This is a genomic window from Paenibacillus sp. FSL P2-0173, assembly GCF_038008045.1.
Lineage (GTDB): Bacteria > Bacillota > Bacilli > Paenibacillales > Paenibacillaceae > Paenibacillus > Paenibacillus polymyxa_B.
Genome location: NZ_JBBOYK010000001.1, coordinates 1,386,245 through 1,406,118, shown reverse-complemented (window position 1 = coordinate 1,406,118; position 19,874 = coordinate 1,386,245). Strand labels below are relative to the sequence as shown.

Here is a 19,874-nt window from a genome sequence, read left to right as displayed (position 1 = left end):
CAAATGAGATTAGATGGTTGTTTCTGTTCGAGAGGCTCTGATTAACATAGTTGTTGTACACCTTTGAACCATACGGACTTGATCGACAAGGTATCCGAGATGTTGGTTGTCGGATCACCGTTTACTAGTATAAGGTCAGCGAGCGCACCTTCGGTAATACAGCCGCGATCGTAAAGCCCAAAGCAACGGGCCGGTTTCGCAGTAGCCGACTGAAGCGCTTCTATGGGAGTAAATCCTGCCTCAACCAGCAATTGCATTTCATGATGAACGCTGGCTCCATGAGCAAGGCCGCCAAGATTGGGAACAGGAACGGGGGCGACATCCGTCCCGACCAGAATATCCACACCGGCACGGTGAAGATCCATCACATTTTTAAAGCTATTCTCCAAATTGCCTTGCGGGAAAGTATGGAAGCTTGAGTTCAAAATATCGATCCATTCTGGACTTAATTTGGAATAAACACGTGAATCATTCGCCAATTCTGATGCCGGATTCCCCAGAATGGATGAGTTCAATACTAAGCACGGTATAACAAATGCACCTGAATCCGCTATGGATTTCACCAACTCGGATGTGCATTCGGGCCTGTCGAGAAATAAGTGACCCAATCCGTCGACTCCCATATCGATGGCGGTTTGTGAAGAATGAGCCGTCAAGACGTGGGCTATGACAATTTTATCGAATTTATGGGCTTCTGCCACGGCTGCTTTTAAAATCTCGTCGCTTAAAATAGGTAATCCAGGGGCACCCAAGACCGTCCCTTCTTCAATCATGATTTTAATATAGTCGGCGCCACTCTCCACCTGGGTATGCACATGTTTGATCGCTTCTTCCACTGTCGTCACTTGGGGCACCTCTTCGTGATCGTGAGCGTAGGCGGCTAGCATAGCTTCCCGGTCTTCCTTGGGTAACTTCTCCAACTCCTTTAATACGAACTCTGGAATTTCATCCTCATCCTGCAATAATTCATCCGGATGACCACCTGGAGCAGTGATCGCTGTGCCGGCAGAACGGACTTCGGCGACGTCATACACGTTTTTCAACTGGATCTTGCGCCCTCTTTCTGTAAAACTGCCGTTCATTTCGAGTTCTGTCGTGACGCCGAATTTTAAAGCATCTCGTAACCCACCGATTGAAGTGTGGACATGCGCATCAATCAGGCCGGGCAATAATGTCGCATTTTCCCCATCGATGATCGTTGCATGTGTCGGAAGGTCTCCGCCTACCGAAATAATGGTTTCCCCATGGATGACAACATTTCTGGGCTCAATAACTTTTTCACCATCGAAAATACGTACATTCGTAATCGCTGTAACTTTTTCTACCGTAGAGCTTTGAGTTACATTCTTCATGTCGTTCCTCCTTAGTGTTCAATCTTAAACACTTAGAATTCTAACTATTAGTTTTATAACTGTCAATAAACTAATTTTCATTTGACAAACAGTTTAGAGATTTATATAGTTTATTTACTGACAATTAGACTTCTAATAATTTGAGGAGATATGATTATGAAAACCCAAAAGGATACGGTTTATCTGGATTTGTTTCAGATTATTGGTCTTAAGTTAAAGAAAAGAGCGGACGAGAGCATAAAAGAGTTGGGATTAAATGCTCAACAAGGAAAAATGATTAAATATATCTACGAGAATCAAGAAAATGATTTAATTCAGAAGGATCTTGCCGATCGGTTTCATCTGCGCGGAGCCAGCATTACAAGCATACTTCAAGGTCTTGAGCAAAAAGGATTCATCGAGCGCAAAATCCCGGCCAATAATGAACGGCAAAAAAATATTTATGTTTTACCAAAAGCCATTGAATTGATTGAAGCTTTTAGTGACTCTTTCCAAAAGGTGGAGGACGAAATTGTTCAAGCCCTGACCGAAGAGGAGAAGCGAATTTTAGAGGAAATGTTAATCAAAATTAATGAACGCTTATAATTGCAGATAAAATCATGTTCCAAAAATCACTTTCGCTAGTCTCTGTTTTATATGATAGGAATCGGTTATGATGGAAATAGTAATAGGGATTTTAGTAGATTTTAGGAGAGCGGTGCGATATGAGAAGGGAAACGGGTTTTAACGAAATTATTCGAAAAGTACGTAAAGAGCTGTTTGGGAAAGGCCCGGAACGCATACATACGACCTTTGTAGATAATATGGCTATCACGATGCTGTATGGAAATTTAACCCCATCTGAAAAGTTTCTTGCACAAGAAGAATCCGGGAAAGAGATGGTGCATGCAGCCCGAACCAAAATGGTTCAAAAAATATATCCCACACACTTCAATAAAGAACTGGAGGATTACATGGATTCCCGGCTGCTGCACCTCTTTTCAGATATTAAAGTGGAGGAAGATATAGCCATCTCCGTTTTTGTATTTGAAGATAATATTACTGCAAAATAAAAAGAAGGCGGAACCGACATAGCATCCATATTGTCGGAGAGTTCGGCTGCACCTTCGATTTAATTAACGATGTCCTAATGGAATGAAAAGAGAGCTGTTTCTGTTTACACGTTTTTTCTTCTTCGATATTGATATTGGGACCATTGGTAGAGAACAAAACATCCTATGCAAAAACCAAGGATAGCCACCAAGGCCGCCACCAGGACCATGGCCGAGAATACATAAGCGACAATACTCCACTGGAGCATAAATCCTACCCAAGCGACCAACAGAAAAAAGACGGCAAGAAGCTGATTAAACCTTTGCTGCTCTCGGTCCTCCTGCACATACGAGGAGGGGCTTTTCTTCAAGAAAAGCTTGGCTATCCGCATTACTGGATTGAAGTTAAAAAGGACGCCGAGCAACCCCGCGATAAGAGGAATAACTAGCACCCCATATCCCCCTGTAATCCAAGTAAAAACTACAGATAAAACAATTACCCATTGATTAGCCCTGACTAACGGACGCGGAATGGAAGATGGATTTTGGCTCATATATATCATCCTTTTCATATCGGAATAAAGTAAAAACTGAAATTATTATAGCCTAACATTTGGAGAATAGATACCAAGAAAAAATGAAAGACTCTGCAAGTCCATCTGCTAAGTTTTTTTGTCTTGCTTAATTCCTAGCGATGTATCAGCCAATTTGTTACAATTCTTATATATGTCAATTGGGGAAGATAGACATTGTTTTACTCTATGCGCAAATCACGGATCATGAAAGGAACCTACATAGTTTATGAAAAGAAATGATTTTGGAAATAGGATGAAGGAATATGAAAATGCCTATAGATTAAGCCTAACACGCCGTTTACCTGTAATCATCAGAATTGATGGTGCGCATTTTCATACCTTTACACGTGGGATGACGAAACCTTTTGATGAGAAACTAATTTTTGCATTATGGGAGACGTGTAAATATTTGGCCTATAACATTATGGGATGTAAACTGGTGTATCATCAGAGCGATGAAATTTCACTGCTTCTTACGAATTATGACAAATTAACGACGCAATCCTGGTTTGAAAATAATCTTCAAAAGATGGTGTCCATATCTGCTTCTCTGGCTACAGCCAAATTTAATGAGGAAATCCAAAAGGTTTACCCAGGTCAGCCTTTAGCTACTTTTGATGCGAGAGCATGGGTCTTGCCCCAGGATGAGGTTACAAACTACTTTCTATGGAGACAGCAAGATGCTACTAAAAACAGCATTTCTATGGTGGCTCAAGCCCATTTCAGGCATTCAGAATTAGAAGGATTGAACGGAAATCAGCTACAAGACAAGCTTTTTGTGGAAAAAGGGCTAAACTGGAACGATATTCCAGTCTGGCAAAAGCGGGGAATTTGCATTACCAAACAACAGTACAACAAAGGCGAAGCCGTCAGAAGCAAGTGGGATGTTGATCATGAGACACCGATTTTTTCACAGAATAGAGATTATATTAACCAATATGTATACTTGGACAAGGATGTGTAGATTTGGAGTGTGTCATTTTTATAGGAATTCAGGCTTCGGGCAAGTCGACATTTTATAAAGAACATTTCTTCAAAACACATATGCGAATAAACCTTGATATGCTTAAAACACGGAATAGGGAAAATATTTATCTACATGCCTCCATCGAAACAATGCAGCGCTTTGTTGTAGACAATACAAATGCCACTGTTATAGAACGGAAGAAATATATAGATGCTTGTATAAATAAGGGATTTAAAATTATTGGCTACTATTTTGAGCCCGATTTTGCAGAATCTATTAAGCGTAATGAGCAGCGCACAGGCAAAGAGTATATTCCTGAAATCGGTATTAAAAGTGTAATGAGTAAACTAGAGATCCCAAGCTACGAAGAAGGATTTGATGAACTCTATAGTGTGATTTCCATTGAAGGAACGTTTCAGATCAGAAGGCTGCCGGAAAACCATACAATATAGGGGGAGCATCCATGAACATACCAGAGAGATTTATCAAACGGTTTCCAGCATATGAGGACGTATTTATTGGTAATCTTGAACATCACCGCAAGCACTTTCTACCGATTTGCTCGATTAATCTTCAGTTTTTATTCCCGGAGCAGGACGAGTGGCTTCATTTTGTTTCCGTAAAAGAAATCCACGAAGGCTGTGTGGGTGAAAATACTCAGCAATTTCATACCTTATTTACCAAGGAAGATATGCTGGGATTCGATGTAATTGACGGCAAATACAAATTCGAAGCAGACTGGAATTATTTTAGTCTTCATCAGAAAGAGCAATTGGAAGCCACCTATGAAGCGCTGAAGTCTACCGGGGATAAAGCGTACCTACGTATGAAGAGAGAAGTTATGGCGTTGGACGGACTGGAACAGGTGTATATGGCTAATGAACAAGACTACCAAGCTCGCAAAGCATTTTTCCTGGAAAACAATAAAATTTATCCATATTCCTCCTTTGGGGAGGCCCAAAAGTCTGTGGAAGAGCTCACCCGTGATTTTGAGGAAAAGCAATCCAGCGGTTGGGGGCTGAGTTTCCCTGAAGTTAATGGAATTTTGGATGATGTCGCTTTTCAGTCTGACAAGGCTCAAAGTTACATCAAGGAATATGACGAATCTCTGGAAGAGATGCTCCAATTCGAGCAAACCAATCTGCTTCATGTGCCTAAACGTCCCAATGGTGAGACTTTTGCCTATATCGGTTCCATTACCGGGTATTATTTTCAAGCGTGTGGGGCGGATACCGTCTATTTATTTTACGACCAAGAATTAAGTAAAGCGGTAATTTGCTTCGAATATTCATAAGTGAGGATTTTGCAAAATCCTGAAGTATAAAAAAACTCCCATAAAGGGAGTTTTTTATTTATTTCTTATTCATCTCCACATCATGCTCTTTAGCAAGTGTGTTGACTTGTTCACCAAAATCTCTGAATAGCTTTCTACCTTCGCTGAGCTTGGTGTTACTTTCATTGACTAAGTTCAGATCCTGTTTATCCAACGCATCGAGCATCTTAATGAAGGCTTCCTTTTGAGTACTGGCGGCCTTGATGTAGGTTTCGTGGACGGCTCTTACCTCAGGAGTTTCCGTCTTTACAGCTTCTAACTTATCAACAAATTTGGTGTATTCCGGGATGATATCGTCTTTTAAAGCATTATATAGTGTAACATCATCTGTAAAGTTATCTCCAGTCACAGCTTCATACTTATCAGTAACTGCTTTTTCATCTTGTGCCAAAGGAAGCATTCCATCATTTACATACGTGATTAAATCTTTTTTTATCGGATCGGTAGAGCAGGCTGCCAAAATGGAGAAGCAACATAATACTAACATAAACACGCTAAGTTTTTTCATCTGTATTCCCCTTTTTTATGTATGTTATGGGTAATTCGATTTATTTAATAGTCTTAAAGAACTATCCATATTATTTGATTATATCGTATAAATAAGAGAATGGTAGGATTTTTATGGTAAAATAGTGTCAAAATTAAGTTGATTAACCTAAACCTATTCACATGGAATTACAAATAAGAATGTTTTAAGAAGTATATTCCATTTGAACCAGAATTACTTTATGATAGAAAAGGACATCCTAGAATTTCCCTGTATATATTTGGAGAATGGTTGATTTTTTTTAATACATTTGAGAGGAGATTTCAGTATGCAAAGATTTAAAAAGGTGGTTTCAGTTACACTAAGCTCAATGCTCCTGCTTTCATTCGGTATGACGGCGAACGCGAGTGCAAGCCCAGAGGTGAAGACGGATCAAACGATTCAAGCAGTTTCCAATGTGCAGCTAACAACTGATAAGGAAAGTGTTATTGAACAATTAACACGCGCGGACAAGCCTGCCAGTATCACAGATTCGGTGTACACCATTACAGAAAATATTAACTTGGCGACACCACAGAAATCTGTATTGAAAAAGAGAGTTACCCCTTCGCTCAAAGCCAGTGCAAACTCAGTATCATCTAAAGCCGCAGCGACCGTAGCGACAGCGTCCACTGCTACATATTCCGGTACGATTACAGAAGAGGGAGGCACACAGTTTTTATATCCGATCTATTTGCAGCCGGGTGAATTGTTACAGGCTCAGTTGGATGGTCCATTTTCAGCCCAGCTTGACTATGACTTATACCTGTATGAGTTTGATATGGCGACAGGCGATATTAATTCCAATCCAATAGATGTTTCCAACTACGGGAATTATGTTAACAATTATGAGCAAGGAGCTGCTTCTCTTCCTGAAAACGTAGGAGCTCGCAACTCGATCGGAGCTGAAAAGGCTTACGCGCTTGCGGTTCATGCCAAGAAGGGGGCTAGCATCAATGACCTTTTCTATTTAACTGTAGCTGTAAGCTCCAACTATGATGCCTATGAGCCCGATGACAGTGCCTTTCATGCTTATAATTTTACGGTTAACGACAAAGGCTCCTCGATTAACTTCCGCACCATCCATTCCGCTAAAGACAACGATTGGTATCAAGTTACAGTGCCGGCCAGTCGTAATTATGATGCATTAAATGTGAAGCTGGACAGCACTTCGGAAAGCTATGGGTACAAAGCGGAAGTATATGCAGCTCTTACTGGCAATCAAATGGTGCTTCTACCGCAAACCAATCATAATGTTACCCTAAACACAGGGATCTACTATGTACGAGTGCACAGCACAAGTCAGTATTCAGCCGACCATTTGTATACACTATCGATTAAACCAGTGCTTCGAGCTGGCAAAATTGAAATTACCGGCTATAACTCCAATGGCTATTATGATTATCCGACATATTCTTACGGTCGTCATTATCGTATTAACGGAGGCAGCAGTCTGATCGTGAACGGTGTTGTGAAAACAACAGATGGTCAACTGGTTCCCAATGCTCCTGTCACGGTCGTATGGCTGGATAAGAACTGGAGCGAGAGCAGCGGTAACCGTACGAGAACGGCTTCTACGTACACCGATGATAGCGGTAAATTCAGTGTGACCCTTTCTCTTCCACAATCGACAGGAAAAAATGTAGATTATATAAGTGAAATTGGTTCCACACACTACTATGATCTTACAGGAGTTGCCGCTCAGGTCGATGGAACTTCGATTAGTGCGACGGACATTGTTTATCTGTTTGCTTATAGCTTGAGAAATTAAGATATGCTTTAATGTAGTTTTGATTCATGAGAGTCGCTTTTTTTGAATGGTTAGCTGAGGCTTTCCATTTCTGAAAGAGCGACTTTTCATGTTTATTCACCAAGAATAAGAAAATGGTCTTGTTTTCATAGATTACAAATAGAAATTGTTTTGCATAATATATTCCAATAGAACCAAAGATGATTTATGATAGAGCCATACAGCCTAGAAATCACCCTGGTTTATCCGGGGATAGCGGGAATTCCTTAAACTATTTGAGAGGGGATTTCAGTATGAAGAGGTTCAAAAAGGCTATTGCAGTGATGTTAAGCATGATGCTCCTGTTTGCTTTCGGAATGACTGCGAATGCGAGTGAAAGCACGGAGGCTGCATCGGATCAAGCGATTAAGGCGGAATCCGAGATTCAGCTAACAACTGGAAATGAAGACGTGATTAAGCGTTTAACGCGAGCAGACAAGCCAGACAACGTTACGTCTTCGGTTTATGTCATGCAAGAAAATCTCAACTTCAAGACACCAGAGACAACATCATTGAAAAGGGAACCCATTTCTTCGCTGAAGGCAAACCCAATGGCTGCATCAGCCACAGTTTCCTCTGCTACGTATTCCGGTACGATTACGCAAGAGGGAGGCACACAATTTTTATATCCGATCTATTTGCAGCCTGGTGAATTGTTGCAGTCCCAGTTGGATGGTCCATTTTCAGCCCAGCTTGACTATGACTTATACTTATATGAGTTTGATATGACGACAGGTGACATTAATCCTAATGCCATTGACGCATCCACCTATGGTACTTATTTTAACAATTATGAACAGGGGGCTGCCTCACTTCCTGAGAACGTAGGAACCCGTAACGCTACCGGATATGAAAAGGCATATGCGATTGCTGTTCATGCCAAAAAGGGTTCCAGCATCAATGATCCTTTCTATCTAACGGTCGATACAAGCTCCAGCTACGATGCATATGAACCAGATGAGAGTGCTTTCCATGCCTATAACTTTACCTTTAGTACGGGCGGTTCATCGCTTAATTCACGCTCCATTCATTCAGGCATTGATAATGACTGGTACCAAGTTACGATCCCTGCCAGCCGCAATTATGATGCTTTGAACGTAAAGCTTGATAGTGTTTCGGACGGTTATGGCTACAAAGCGGAAGTCTACGGAGCTCTTACAGGAAACCAAATGGCGCTTTTGCCGCAAACGAACCATAATGTCAGCTTAAATACAGGAACCTACTATGTGCGAGTGTACACAACCAATCAGTATTCACCCAATCATTTATACACACTTACACTGAAGCCAGTGCTTCGGGCTGGCAAAATTGAAATTACCGGCTATGATTCTGTTAATGGTCCTAATGATTATCCGAACTACTCATATGGTCGTCATTATCGGGTTAATCAACACAGCAACCTTACCGTGAAGGGGGTAGTTAAGACAACTGATGGTTATCCAGTGGCAAATGCGCCTGTTGATGTGACTTGGTTGAATCAGAACTGGACTGAAAGCAGCGGAAATCGTACTCGTACAGGCACAGCTTATACGGACCAGAATGGAGCCTTTAGTGTGACTCTTTCCCTGCCATCTTCCACTGGAAGTATAGCGGAATACCTGTCTGGAGCCATCAGTTTTACACACTACTATGATCTATCAGGGGTAGCCGTTCAGGTGTCAGGTACTTCGATTATAGACACAGATATTGTATATCACTTTGCCTATAGTATTTATGGCGGCTGATGGACGGGTTATTAAGCTAACACTTAAGGTAACTTGTTGCTTGAATATTTTATATCTGAAACAAAAGTAGTTCGTTTCAATATTTGTTCAATTTTAGGACAAAGCATATGTTCATTCCATATATGCTTTGTCCGATATATATAGAAACAGGGTCACATTACACTATACATACGCCTTAGATTGCCTGTTACAAACATGACAGGAGGAAATAGAATGAATTTTGGACCTCTTAGAGCACAGCAAGCGATTCTTAATGCAAGTAGCTTACGGATCAATCCGACAAGCAAGCAAGCTCCACCACCCCAGCTTCATGAAGAACAGGTCTCCAGAGTGGTAGTTCAAGACTCCGTGGAGATTAGTGAAGCCGGTAGACAGTTGGCGGAAGGAGCTATTGTATCACAGGCTACCAAGTATTTCGGTACAACACAGATCAATGATTCATTAAACCGGGTTTTGGAAGGTCAGCCAGAAGAAGTGTCTAATGCAGTGTACAGTATGATTGAATCTAATTTTATCGTCGACGGAACAGTAACGGATGAGAGTCAACGAGCTGTGCTGCTGGAGATGGGAGTTACTCAATCCAAGTATATTGCCGATCATTACATGGAAGGCGACAAGGCCAAAGAGTTTCTGGAAACCATGAACCAGATTGCTAGTATTGCTTTGACACGATCCACTGATCCAGAGACCGGAGATATTAGCTACACGACTCCAATAGATCGTCCGTCAGGTGCTCCTGAGGATTATGTCAAGCTGTCGGAAGTGATGAAGCAGGTTGATCCTCAAAAATATACTGCGTACATGAATGATATTAAAGGTGGAGGAAATGGGCTGAGCCAACTGTTAAATTTTGCGCAAAAGGTTCCTCAACATCCCGATTGGATTGAGAAATACAAGGAACGTACGGGACAGAATGCAGAGTTGCTCAATAACACACCGCTAAACAATCGGTTTGACAAAGCTGATACGACATCATCTTCTGCTTTTATGAACAGTATGCAAAATCTTCTTAAGGAATCTTCCGCTACTCAGGATTCTTACATGCAGAATATGCGAGGATTTTTTCGGAAATTAGGCGTTCAGGTCCATTAACACTTTCAAATAATTTGTCAGTTCTGTTTACAACTTGCTTGGAACGAAGTATAATAGCTTCAAAACATACTCGTGATATAGAGGAAGCACCTCAAACTTAGGCATTAACGCCTTCGTTTGAGGTGCTTTTTCTATTTTATCCGAAGCGAGTTTGTAAAACTCTTTGAAAATAAAATAAAGTAAGGAGAAGTGTATGTATCGAAAAAATAAGCGAAAGGTAAGGAAGTATAGGAAGTGGGTGTACGGATTTTTGGCTGTAGTCCTACTATTAACGATAATTCCCATATTTCCGGAAAGGGTATCAGCTGCTACTCAGGAGATCATGGGAGGACCTTTTTGCCAAAACAATTTGCCGGGTGGAGGCGACAGTTGGGGCTCTTGGTCAGGAAGTGGGATAGGAGCAACGGAAGTATACACTGGCATGGGTTCGGCCAGGTATAAATGTGATGGTACTACGCAGCCGACAAATCGTTTTATTGATATTGGAAGATCTATTAAGACTTCTGATTATAGAATTTTTGTTTACATTGAAGGGTCGTATCATACTGATATATATACATCTAATAACGCAGCAGGCGACAGTTGGAGGCCTAACGGAACGAACTTATACACATGGACTAATGTAACGAAATTCTATGCCGATAGATTTTACCAGGGAAAATGGATAGATATCACCGACTCTATTACATTAAGGGATGTTCGATATTTCAGAGCGGTGGGAACTAACCAACAGACAAGCAATGAAATATCCAAGTTTGGAATCCGTGTTATTCCCAAATCGGACCTAATGCCTAAACCACCTCAGATCCATGCAGGTACAGAGGGACAAGCGATTACAGGATGGACCAAAGAACCCGTAACCGTGTGGATAAATGGGGACGTGGCTCCTGAAGGGCTAAAATACTATGAATATAGCCTGAATGGAGGAGCATTCCAGCCATACACAGGTCCCTTTACTGTATATGATCACGGTGTAAATACGATCTATGCCCGGACAGTAGACGTGAATAACCAGTATAGTGGTCTTTCTTCCGGGAATGTCCGAATAGACAAGATGTCACCAACTCCACCCATCCTAAACGCAACGGGAAACAGTAATGACTATACGATTTCATTACAACCGGGAACAGACGATTATTCTGGACTAGCCCATACTCAATTTCGTTTGACGGGCGTTGTGAATCAGGATTGGCAGGACTATGATGGAGTGTTTCATGTGAATAAAGATGGCAAAAGCACGGTACATGCACGCTCCATTGACGGCGTCGGTAATGTGAGCCAAGAAGTAAGCAAAGAAGTCACCATTGATAAAAAGGGACCGACTGCTCCTGTCATCCGGGCTAGTGAAACAGGCCCAACGAACCATGATGTGAATATTACCATTGATTCAGGAAGTGACCTTACAAATGGAATTAAGATGACACAGTATCGCTTGGGCCCATTAGGGGAATGGCAGACATACAATGGCACTTTTACATTAAACGCAGAAGGGATTTACGAATTATCAGCGCGGACGATCAATAATCTCAACGTGTCTAGTCCAATCGTGACTCAATCGGTCATGATTGATCGAACCAAGCCAACGCCTCCGAAAGTTACGTTTTCCGAGGTGACGATACCTACCAGATATACCAATAAGCCAGTGCAGTTTACTCTATCGGGTGCGACGGATACTACAGCAGTACATTATGAATATCAATTGGGTTCTGGCACCTATGTGTCTGGTTCGTCTGGAATATTAAATGGTTCGGGTATCGTAAAATTGACTGCTCAAGCTGTAGATTCAGCTGGGAATCGAAGTGATCCAGTATCCGCAATATCTTATATTGATTTGGAACCACCGACGATTCAACTGACGCCGGATTCGCGTGAATGGAAAGATACCCATATTCATGTGAGGATACGATATGCCGATCAGCATTCGGGGATTGAGTCATCCACAATGCAGTATAAAATCACGAACAGCCCTGATTCACCAGAAAACTGGGATGCTTCAGCCGATACAACAATCCAGATGGATCTTTCAGATGAAGGTGAATGGTATGTTCATGCCAAGGTCAAAGACAGGGTGGGTAACATTTATGAAACGGTCAGCAGTGCACTTCGCATTCAAAGGCAGCCCCAGTCGGTTGTGCTCTCTGCGACATCCATACGAAATACAGAAGCTGATTTGCAGTGGACTCTCCCGTCTGGTCTTGATGATGGTTACGTTTATACAGTCCGAAATCTAACAACTAATGAGGTTTGGGATGTTACGCATCCGACAAATTCTTTTACAGATAGAGGGCTACAAGGAGGACGGCAATACGAATATGAAGTCCGTTCTAGTAATCATGTAGGAGGCAATGCCTATTCCAATCGAGTCCATATATTAACGTTACCTGATGCCCCTGAGCATATCCAGTTACGACCTGTCTCTCGTCATTCTGCAGAAATCATGGCTGACTTTACGCCAGTCTCATCAGCTAACAAATATAATATTACAGCAGCAGACGTAAGTACGGGAGAAATCATATTTAAGGATACGGTTACACAGGATGTGTATAATCCAATTACGGGAATGAAGCCTGGTAAATATTACGATGTTTCTGTATCAGCTATTAATGACACTGGAGAGGGTACAGCAAAGCATGTATCTTTTTTAAGTCTACCAGACAGCCCGAACGGATTTCGGAATGTAACTGTAAGAGAAGATGGAATCGACTTGAAGTGGAATTCTGTAATCACTGCCACCTACTACGCCCTAGAACGTGACGAAGTATCGGTTTATAACGATGTGTATACAGAATTCACCGATACTGATCTTCAGGCGGGAACAGAGTATGGTTATAACGTTTCCGCTGAAAATGCAACAGGATTCGGAGACTATGCCCATCTGGGAGTTATCACTTTACCTGATCGAGTAACGACATTATCGAGTGTGACGAAGGATGTGTATGCTATCGGTGTTTCGTGGCAGGATGTGCAGGGGGCTGAAGGATACATCTTGAATGTTAACGATGAACCGAAGGTGCGGGTTGCGCGTGGTATCCATTCTTATACGTTTGAGGGCTTGCCTGCTGGTAGATCTGCCAATATTAAAATACGAGCCTACAATCGAAGTGGCACGGGTAAAGATACATCTATCAAGGCATTAACACTACCTGATTCGGCTGTGCAACTTGCAGCTGAAGATGTTCGCGAGCACGATGCCACATTGATATGGGCCCCGGTTGATGGGGCAACTCAATATAAGGTAACGATCAACGGTCAAAATTATTATAGTACGGAACCACGTGTGGTTGTATCTGGTTTAACAGGTGGGAGAAACTATGATTTTCAAGTGAGCAGTGGGAACAGTAGTGGTTTCAGCCAGCCAGCGTTGGGTGAGCTGCTGACACTTCCTCCTGAAGTACAAAATGTTAATGTTACAGAACTTGAGGGTGGCCAGATTTCACTGAGCTGGGATGAAATCAAGAGCTCTTCTCAATATACTGTAACCCGTAAAGATACGGGGGAAGTTTTTAACACCAGAGATGCCCATATTAAGCTTTCAGATATCCAGCCTGGTATGATTTACTCGTTTGGTATACAGGCCGTGAATACAACGGGGGTAGGTAATATAGCTCCCTTTACGCTTCGCGCTTTGCCAGGTCAAATACCAGACAATAGATTGACAGTGAAAGAAGTAACAGATACCGATTTGGTTGTTACGTGGAAAGAAGCTTCGGGTGCAGATGCCTACAATGTCTACCAAAACGAGGTGCTTATCGGTCATACGACCACCCATGAATTTAAAGTAGATGGATTGGACAGTTCTACAGTGTATCGTATTACCATTAAGCCAGTGAACACAAGTGGTGAAGGTAAGCAGACAGAAGGTCAGGTCGAGACGCTGCCGTCTCCAGCGTTTGCGTTTTTGAAGACGGAAACAACGAATAGTGAATTTATCATCCATTGGGAATCAGACCATGAGAATGATATTTTCGTCCTTGCCAGTGAAGGAGGAACAGAGCTATATCGTGGTAAGGATCGAAGCTATATCTGGAGACAACTTAAAGAGAAGCAGTTGTATACAGTTCAACTTTGGGCAGAAAATAGTCAAGGAAAACGCACAGAGGCAAAACAAGCGCATGGAAAAACAACGGGTAATACTGTGGACGTAGGTGGCGGAGCAGGAGGGGCGGAGAGTGTAAAACCGATTCAGCCTGTTATAAAGGAACCGATAGAAACAGAGCACATTCAGGATTCAACCGTTGAGAAGAAGCCAAATCATTTTAGTGACATTGATCGGATATTTAATAAAGAAAAAATAAATGTGCTTGCCGATTTGGGTATAGTAAAGGGAATAACCCACACGCTTTTTGAGCCGAACAGACCTGTAACGCGTATGGAGTTCACTTCTATGCTGGTCCGTTCCTTGAAATTACCGCTCGAAACAGATGTGACTTTAGGTTTCGAGGATATCAATCCATCGGCGTGGTACGTTGATCTTCTCAAAACGGCGATTAAAGATCAGGTCGCTCGCGGGTTTAGTAATAGAGAATTTGGCCCAGATCGGGTCATTAACCGTGAGCAGGCGGCTAAAATGGTGAATAACATTATCAAGGCTACACCACAGCAAGAAAGCAGTGCATACTCGGATTCCTCTCAAATTGTCGAGTGGGCCAGAAAGGATGTACTTGGTCTAACGGAGATAAATTTAGTACAAGGATATCCAGATGGTAGCTTTCGGGCCAAGCAGGAGGTCACACGTGCGGAAGCGGCTGAGATGATTTATAACATGCTTCAAATGAAATAGAACGAATCAAGGGGCGGCGTTGGCCAGCCCCTTTTTTTGTGTGTACTAACTTAACTTATTCCGCAATAGCGGGGTTTATATTGGATGCTCTGTAGGCAGGAACGCCATTAATGAGTGCGGTTTTTAGCTGAATATATCGTATACCATAATAGGAGGTTGTACTACTCATCCCGGATGAAAGTACAATTATTTTATAATATGAAAAAGGAATCTCATTACTAAATTGATAGGTTGTTTTTGCAGTGGTTGGCAAAGCTTCGACTTCACCTAACCTAAACCAATTTTCTCCGTCATTAGAGCCGTGAAAAGAAAATGAAAGTATAAAAGCTCGAGAAGATGGCTGAGCTAAAAGAATATCATTGATTGTCTTACCTGTATCTAATTTGAAGATGATTTCTCCACCTTTACCGCTTAAACTACTTTCCCAATATAGATTATTATCGATTAAAACATTTTTCGGAAAAGTATTTTTAGAATCTCCGTTCGTTGAAACATTTTCCTCTGCTATAACAACAGGATCCACGGAAAAAGTATAGTCGTCTGGATTTTGACTGAATTTTGCCATGTTGAAATTCCTCCTTAAGTTTAATTTTTGAATGTGTCGAAAAGGTTGATTCATATCATTTATATGAAACTCTCTATGAATATATTCCTTGAACATGGAATGCATACTAGTTATACACTTATTATTTGGGAGATGGCATTTTCCCTTTGGATTGGGAAGTTTGTTTTAGTACTGTTGAGGAATATAAAAGAAAATTATTTGAGAAGTACACCGCTTCCCAAGAATATAATGATTTTGTAATAGGTGGATTTAATGTGCTTACCGACAAAATAGATGCGATTCTGAATTATGCTTTAGAGAACTTTCGAAAAGAATTTCCTCATAATTATGAGTTGCGTTGTCCGGCTATGATATTTCCGTTGCCAAGAGGCGATGAAAGTAATGGTGCTGAGTTTGCTATTATTTTAAAACGAGATGAAGATGGAGATACAATGGTCTATTCGCCACTTCCATTGTCATATCTAGAAAGAAGTTAATACTCTACTGAAAGAAAATGGGGAAACCAAGTGATGAATAATGTAAAGCGTATCCCGGGTTTTCCTCTGGCTATATGGAGTGCGTTGATTTGTGTCGAAGAGATCTCTATGCTTCGAATTAAGTATTGGAGGTTGCTCCAGAAAGATATCCGGCAAATTGTTACGGAGCAGTTTTCGGAGTACAGGCACGGATGGGCACCCGCCTACATACAATAAACAGACCGCAAGCCCGGTAAGTAACAAAGGCCGGTAAGTTCGCAACTACCTCAGGAGGTGTCATCCGTGCCCGGACTATTTAGCGCTATCGCTCTGTTCATCAAGGAATTGACGCTACTCGTTTCCTACGTGAAAAACAACGCCTTTCCGCAGCCATTGACTGAGAAAGAGGAAGCTCGACACCTAAAGCTGTTTGCCGAAGGCAATGCACACTCCCGTAACACACTCATTGAGCATAACCTACGGCTGGTGGCCCATATTGTGAAAAAATTCGATAACACCGGCGAAGATTTGGAGGATCTTATATCCATCGGCACCATCGGACTGATCAAGGCCATTGAAAGCTTTCAGACCGGGAAAGGCACCAAGCTGGCAACATTTGCAGCCCGTTGTATAGAAAATGAAATCCTGATGCATTTGCGATCTCTGAAAAAAACACGCAAAGACGTATCTCTCCACGATCCTATAGGGACTGATAAGGAAGGAAACGAAATTACTTTGATTGATATCCTCGGCACCGAGGCGGACGATATTGTAGATAAAGTACAACTCAAAATCGAGAAGAGTAAAATCTATCGCAACCTGGATATTTTAGATGAGCGTGAAAAAGAAGTGGTGATTGGCCGTTTCGGCCTGGAAGCCGGAGGAGAGGAACGAACACAGCGGGAAATTGCCAGAGAGCTGGGGATTTCGCGTTCGTATGTGTCCCGCATTGAAAAGCGTGCATTAATGAAGCTGTACCATGAATTTTACAAGCAGAAGGGGTAATGGATAAGGAGATATATGAAGCCGCTTGAGGCCCTTAACTGGGCCTTTTTAGGTCTTTTTCATAGTTCAATTACTTGCTTCTTTTCAGAGGCGTGTTTAAATTGCATCCCCCTCTGCCTATCCAATATTCTTATATAAGGCTATCCTATAAAAACAACTGCTCCTTTACGCTGAAAAGCGCTAGGCAATTTTTCTATAAGTGTGGTTACTCGTTCAATAAGCTTTAATTCCCGAATATCTTTAATACTGTCAAGATGGGGAATATCAGATGAACTATTCTTTGTTGCTCATGTAGAGAACGCGTTGTTTTCTAGTTCATTAATTCGATTCCGGGTCTTTGTTCAAATGATCTCTAAAAAGGATCTTCTCCTGACCAGTGAACAGCATACGCTTGTCTTTTTGTTTTAATCAACATGCTCAGTACTCGTACACTGTTTTTTTTCGCTTAAATAATAACTATTTTGCTATGTATTTTCATTTAAAACGCAAATAAAAGCCTGTAGTGTTTTTCTACACTACAGGATAAAAATGCTTGATATATTGGGTATTTTCACTTCATCAGGACAAGCTCCTTCGCTAGTTGGCTCTCTTGGATTGAATTTATTTTCCTACATACTCATCCAAAAAGCGATCTACTCTTTTGAAATATTCAGTGGGGTAATGGTTGATGGCATCGATGTGCTCCGTATTTTGCGGGTACCATACTTCTGCTTTTGGGTTATCTTTTAAGGACTCGTAAATAATTTCTGTATTTTTATAACTAATTTGCTGATCTCCAGTACCATGAATAAGCATAACTGGCTTGTCTTGCATCTTTTTTACCGCATCCATAGGAGATATGGAATCAAGATCAACCTTAAAGGCCCAATTTGCCATCCATGTCGATGTATAACTGAATGGAAACGCAGGTAAACCTGAAAAGAAGGGCAAACCCTCTCTCAGAAATAGACCAGCATTACGAAAAGGACTATCTGCAATTACGGCTTTGATGTCATCACTTTCACTAGCGGCTAGCAAAGAAGTAGCAGCACCCATTGAAAAGCCGATAACTCCAATCTTATCACCCATATGGTCTCTGGATTTTAAATAGCTTACAGCTCCTAGCAAATCGTATTTTTCATTGAAGCCCAGTGTAATCAAATCACCATCGGATTTACCTTGTGAGCTGAGGTCAAATGCCAATACATTGTAGCCTTTCGGAACGAAATGCTCTACTAACTTTTGGGTCCGCCCTTTGACTAAACGATTGCTCGTATATCCATGGACGACAATAATCGTCTTATTACTTGATTTACCAGGAAGACCACTTGCAGGAAAGAAGGAACCTCTAATCGTATTATCATTTTTCAAACTCTTGAACTCGACCTCTTCGTAGGGAGTTTTATCCATATTCAATTCGTAGCTGACATTAGTGTCTCTAGGATGGTGCAACAAGGTGTCTACTACTTTATAAGATATAAAAAATACAAGAGCCATCACAAGCAAAAGCACGATCCCTAGGCTCCATAAAATTTTCTTTCGTTTTTTTACACGAACGTTAAATGTTAGATCGGGTTGTAATGATGCCTGACTCATTCAGACTCCTCCAGTTTTTCTTTAGGTTGTATGGGTGCGAACAAATAAAAGGCATGCCCCTTCAGATTTTCCCACTCGGGATGATGAATAATACTTTCTGCAAGAGTTAAGCCCACTCCATTTAAGAAAGAGATATAGGCACGAGAGATCATTGCTGGAGAAAAGCTTTTGTTGAATTCTCCCATTAACTGTCCCTTGGCATAGACGCATTCGATCGCATCTGTCATTACCTTTATACTTTCAAGGACCTTCTGTGTAAGTTCAGGGAATCTTATTCGTTGTCCTAAGACAGATTGAACAAGCCGCAATTCATTTATATAGAAGTAGATATGGTTGAATTGTTCTGCCACCATGTTCTTAATCAATACGCCCGGCGTCTCCTCTTGTTGTAGACAAGCAAGCGATTTCGCCTGAATATCAGCAAGCGGCTCAAGAACAGCGGCGTAGTATAAAGCTTCTTTGCTAGGGAAATATTGAAAAATGGTTCCAGGAGTCACTCCTACACTCTGCGCAATGATTGCCGTTGTGGTATTAGAATATCCACTTTCTGCGAACAGGACAACAGCTTCTTCTAGGATACGTTTACGCCGCTCCAGTCTTTTTTCTTCATTGATGGGTCTTGCCAAATGTATTCCCCTCTCTCTAAACTAAACTTTTATTAATTAAATGATTGATCATTTAATTAATAATATATCTTAAATTACGACTTATAGCAAGAGTGAATTTATCTTACTTACGAGCAGGGTGAACCTCAACAATAAAAATAAGCCGTAGTGCTGCCCAACATGCGCCTCCGGCTTGTTTTTATCAGGTTATTTTGGATGAGTACACGTTCCGCCTTCCTTAAATTTGATAAACCAGTGAAGATTTGGAGGACCTCATATCCTTCGGTACCATCGGACTGATCAAGGCCATTGAAAGTCAAACAGAAGGGATAAATGACAAAGGAGATACGTTGAACTCCCGCAGTATTTGAAGGCCCTAATCAGGGCCTTTTTTCATTACTTGTATTTCGAACAGAATTCAAAAGGGTATGGGTAGAGTGCAGGATCATGATTATGACATCAGCTGGACGAATAACCTTACGGAACGCGGACGTAGTGGC

The 19,874-nt window shown here is 41.5% G+C and carries 17 protein-coding genes; 11 read left to right on the top strand and 6 right to left on the bottom strand.

Annotated features, from left to right (window positions below):
* Window positions 1–41 precede the first annotated feature (41 nt).
* The gene (locus MKX30_RS06195) at window positions 42–1,352 is read right to left on the bottom strand and encodes an amidohydrolase family protein (RefSeq protein WP_341062586.1); all 1,311 of its coding nucleotides are present in this window, start codon (window positions 1,350–1,352) and stop codon (window positions 42–44) included.
* 156 nt (window positions 1,353–1,508) lie between these two features.
* Between MKX30_RS06195 and MKX30_RS06190 the strand changes: the two genes are divergently transcribed.
* Both MKX30_RS06190 and MKX30_RS06185 read left to right on the top strand, forming a co-directional pair.
* Window positions 1,509–1,937, top strand: coding sequence for a MarR family winged helix-turn-helix transcriptional regulator (locus tag MKX30_RS06190; RefSeq protein ID WP_023989562.1), 429 nt, complete (start codon window positions 1,509–1,511; stop codon window positions 1,935–1,937).
* Window positions 1,938–2,056: 119 nt separating this feature from the next.
* The gene (locus MKX30_RS06185; protein WP_013311231.1) at window positions 2,057–2,404 is read left to right on the top strand and encodes a DUF2294 domain-containing protein; all 348 of its coding nucleotides are present in this window, start codon (window positions 2,057–2,059) and stop codon (window positions 2,402–2,404) included.
* Between the two features lie 104 nt (window positions 2,405–2,508).
* Here the strand turns inward: MKX30_RS06185 and MKX30_RS06180 are convergent, their stop codons facing one another.
* Complete coding sequence (locus tag MKX30_RS06180; RefSeq protein ID WP_023989561.1) at window positions 2,509–2,937, bottom strand: DUF4395 domain-containing protein; 429 nt, start codon at window positions 2,935–2,937, stop codon at window positions 2,509–2,511.
* A gap of 247 nt (window positions 2,938–3,184) precedes the next feature.
* Between MKX30_RS06180 and MKX30_RS06175 the strand changes: the two genes are divergently transcribed.
* From MKX30_RS06175 to MKX30_RS06165, 3 genes are read left to right on the top strand one after another with little or no spacing between them, the layout of a single operon-like run.
* Complete coding sequence (locus MKX30_RS06175) at window positions 3,185–3,922, top strand: tRNA(His) guanylyltransferase Thg1 family protein (RefSeq protein WP_076295482.1); 738 nt, start codon at window positions 3,185–3,187, stop codon at window positions 3,920–3,922.
* A gap of 2 nt (window positions 3,923–3,924) precedes the next feature.
* Window positions 3,925–4,377: an AAA family ATPase gene (locus MKX30_RS06170; RefSeq protein WP_076295481.1), complete on the top strand. Its 453-nt coding sequence runs from the start codon at window positions 3,925–3,927 to the stop codon at window positions 4,375–4,377.
* Window positions 4,378–4,388: 11 nt separating this feature from the next.
* Window positions 4,389–5,219, top strand: a complete 831-nt coding sequence (locus tag MKX30_RS06165) for a siderophore biosynthesis protein (protein WP_076295480.1) — start codon at window positions 4,389–4,391, stop codon at window positions 5,217–5,219.
* Between the two features lie 58 nt (window positions 5,220–5,277).
* Here the strand turns inward: MKX30_RS06165 and MKX30_RS06160 are convergent, their stop codons facing one another.
* Window positions 5,278–5,766, bottom strand: a complete 489-nt coding sequence (locus MKX30_RS06160; protein ID WP_023989558.1) for a hypothetical protein — start codon at window positions 5,764–5,766, stop codon at window positions 5,278–5,280.
* Between the two features lie 307 nt (window positions 5,767–6,073).
* On the opposite strand from MKX30_RS06160, the gene MKX30_RS06155 reads away from it, so the two are divergent.
* The 4 genes from MKX30_RS06155 to MKX30_RS06140 all read left to right on the top strand — a co-directional run bounded on the left by MKX30_RS06155 (window position 6,074) and on the right by MKX30_RS06140 (window position 15,169).
* Window positions 6,074–7,555, top strand: coding sequence for an Ig-like domain-containing protein (locus MKX30_RS06155; protein WP_076295479.1), 1,482 nt, complete (start codon window positions 6,074–6,076; stop codon window positions 7,553–7,555).
* A gap of 272 nt (window positions 7,556–7,827) precedes the next feature.
* The gene (locus MKX30_RS06150) at window positions 7,828–9,297 is read left to right on the top strand and encodes a hypothetical protein (RefSeq protein WP_341062584.1); all 1,470 of its coding nucleotides are present in this window, start codon (window positions 7,828–7,830) and stop codon (window positions 9,295–9,297) included.
* 213 nt (window positions 9,298–9,510) lie between these two features.
* Window positions 9,511–10,389 (top strand): hypothetical protein, encoded by an 879-nt coding sequence (locus tag MKX30_RS06145; protein ID WP_071558453.1) that lies wholly within the window; start codon window positions 9,511–9,513, stop codon window positions 10,387–10,389.
* Window positions 10,390–10,582: 193 nt separating this feature from the next.
* Entirely contained in the window at window positions 10,583–15,169 is a 4,587-nt protein-coding gene (locus tag MKX30_RS06140; protein ID WP_341062581.1) for a fibronectin type III domain-containing protein, read from the top strand.
* Window positions 15,170–15,224: 55 nt separating this feature from the next.
* On the opposite strand, the gene MKX30_RS06135 is transcribed toward MKX30_RS06140, so the two are convergent.
* Entirely contained in the window at window positions 15,225–15,734 is a 510-nt protein-coding gene (locus tag MKX30_RS06135; RefSeq protein WP_053325811.1) for a discoidin domain-containing protein, read from the bottom strand.
* Between the two features lie 146 nt (window positions 15,735–15,880).
* On the opposite strand from MKX30_RS06135, the gene MKX30_RS06130 reads away from it, so the two are divergent.
* Window positions 15,881–16,210, top strand: coding sequence for a hypothetical protein (locus MKX30_RS06130; RefSeq protein WP_226887735.1), 330 nt, complete (start codon window positions 15,881–15,883; stop codon window positions 16,208–16,210).
* 282 nt (window positions 16,211–16,492) lie between these two features.
* On the top strand, window positions 16,493–17,194 hold the full coding sequence (gene sigK / locus MKX30_RS06125) for an RNA polymerase sporulation sigma factor SigK (protein WP_013311218.1): 702 nt from the start codon (window positions 16,493–16,495) through the stop codon (window positions 17,192–17,194).
* Between the two features lie 600 nt (window positions 17,195–17,794).
* Here sigK and MKX30_RS06120 read toward each other — a convergent pair.
* On the bottom strand, window positions 17,795–18,769 hold the full coding sequence (locus MKX30_RS06120) for an alpha/beta hydrolase (protein ID WP_076295475.1): 975 nt from the start codon (window positions 18,767–18,769) through the stop codon (window positions 17,795–17,797).
* Window positions 18,766–19,395 carry a TetR/AcrR family transcriptional regulator gene (locus MKX30_RS06115; protein ID WP_023989549.1) on the bottom strand — a complete coding sequence of 210 codons (630 nt, stop codon included), beginning with the start codon at window positions 19,393–19,395 and terminating at the stop codon, window positions 18,766–18,768. Before MKX30_RS06115 ends, MKX30_RS06120 begins: the two co-directional genes overlap by 4 nt.
* Between the last annotated feature and the right edge of the window lie 479 nt (window positions 19,396–19,874).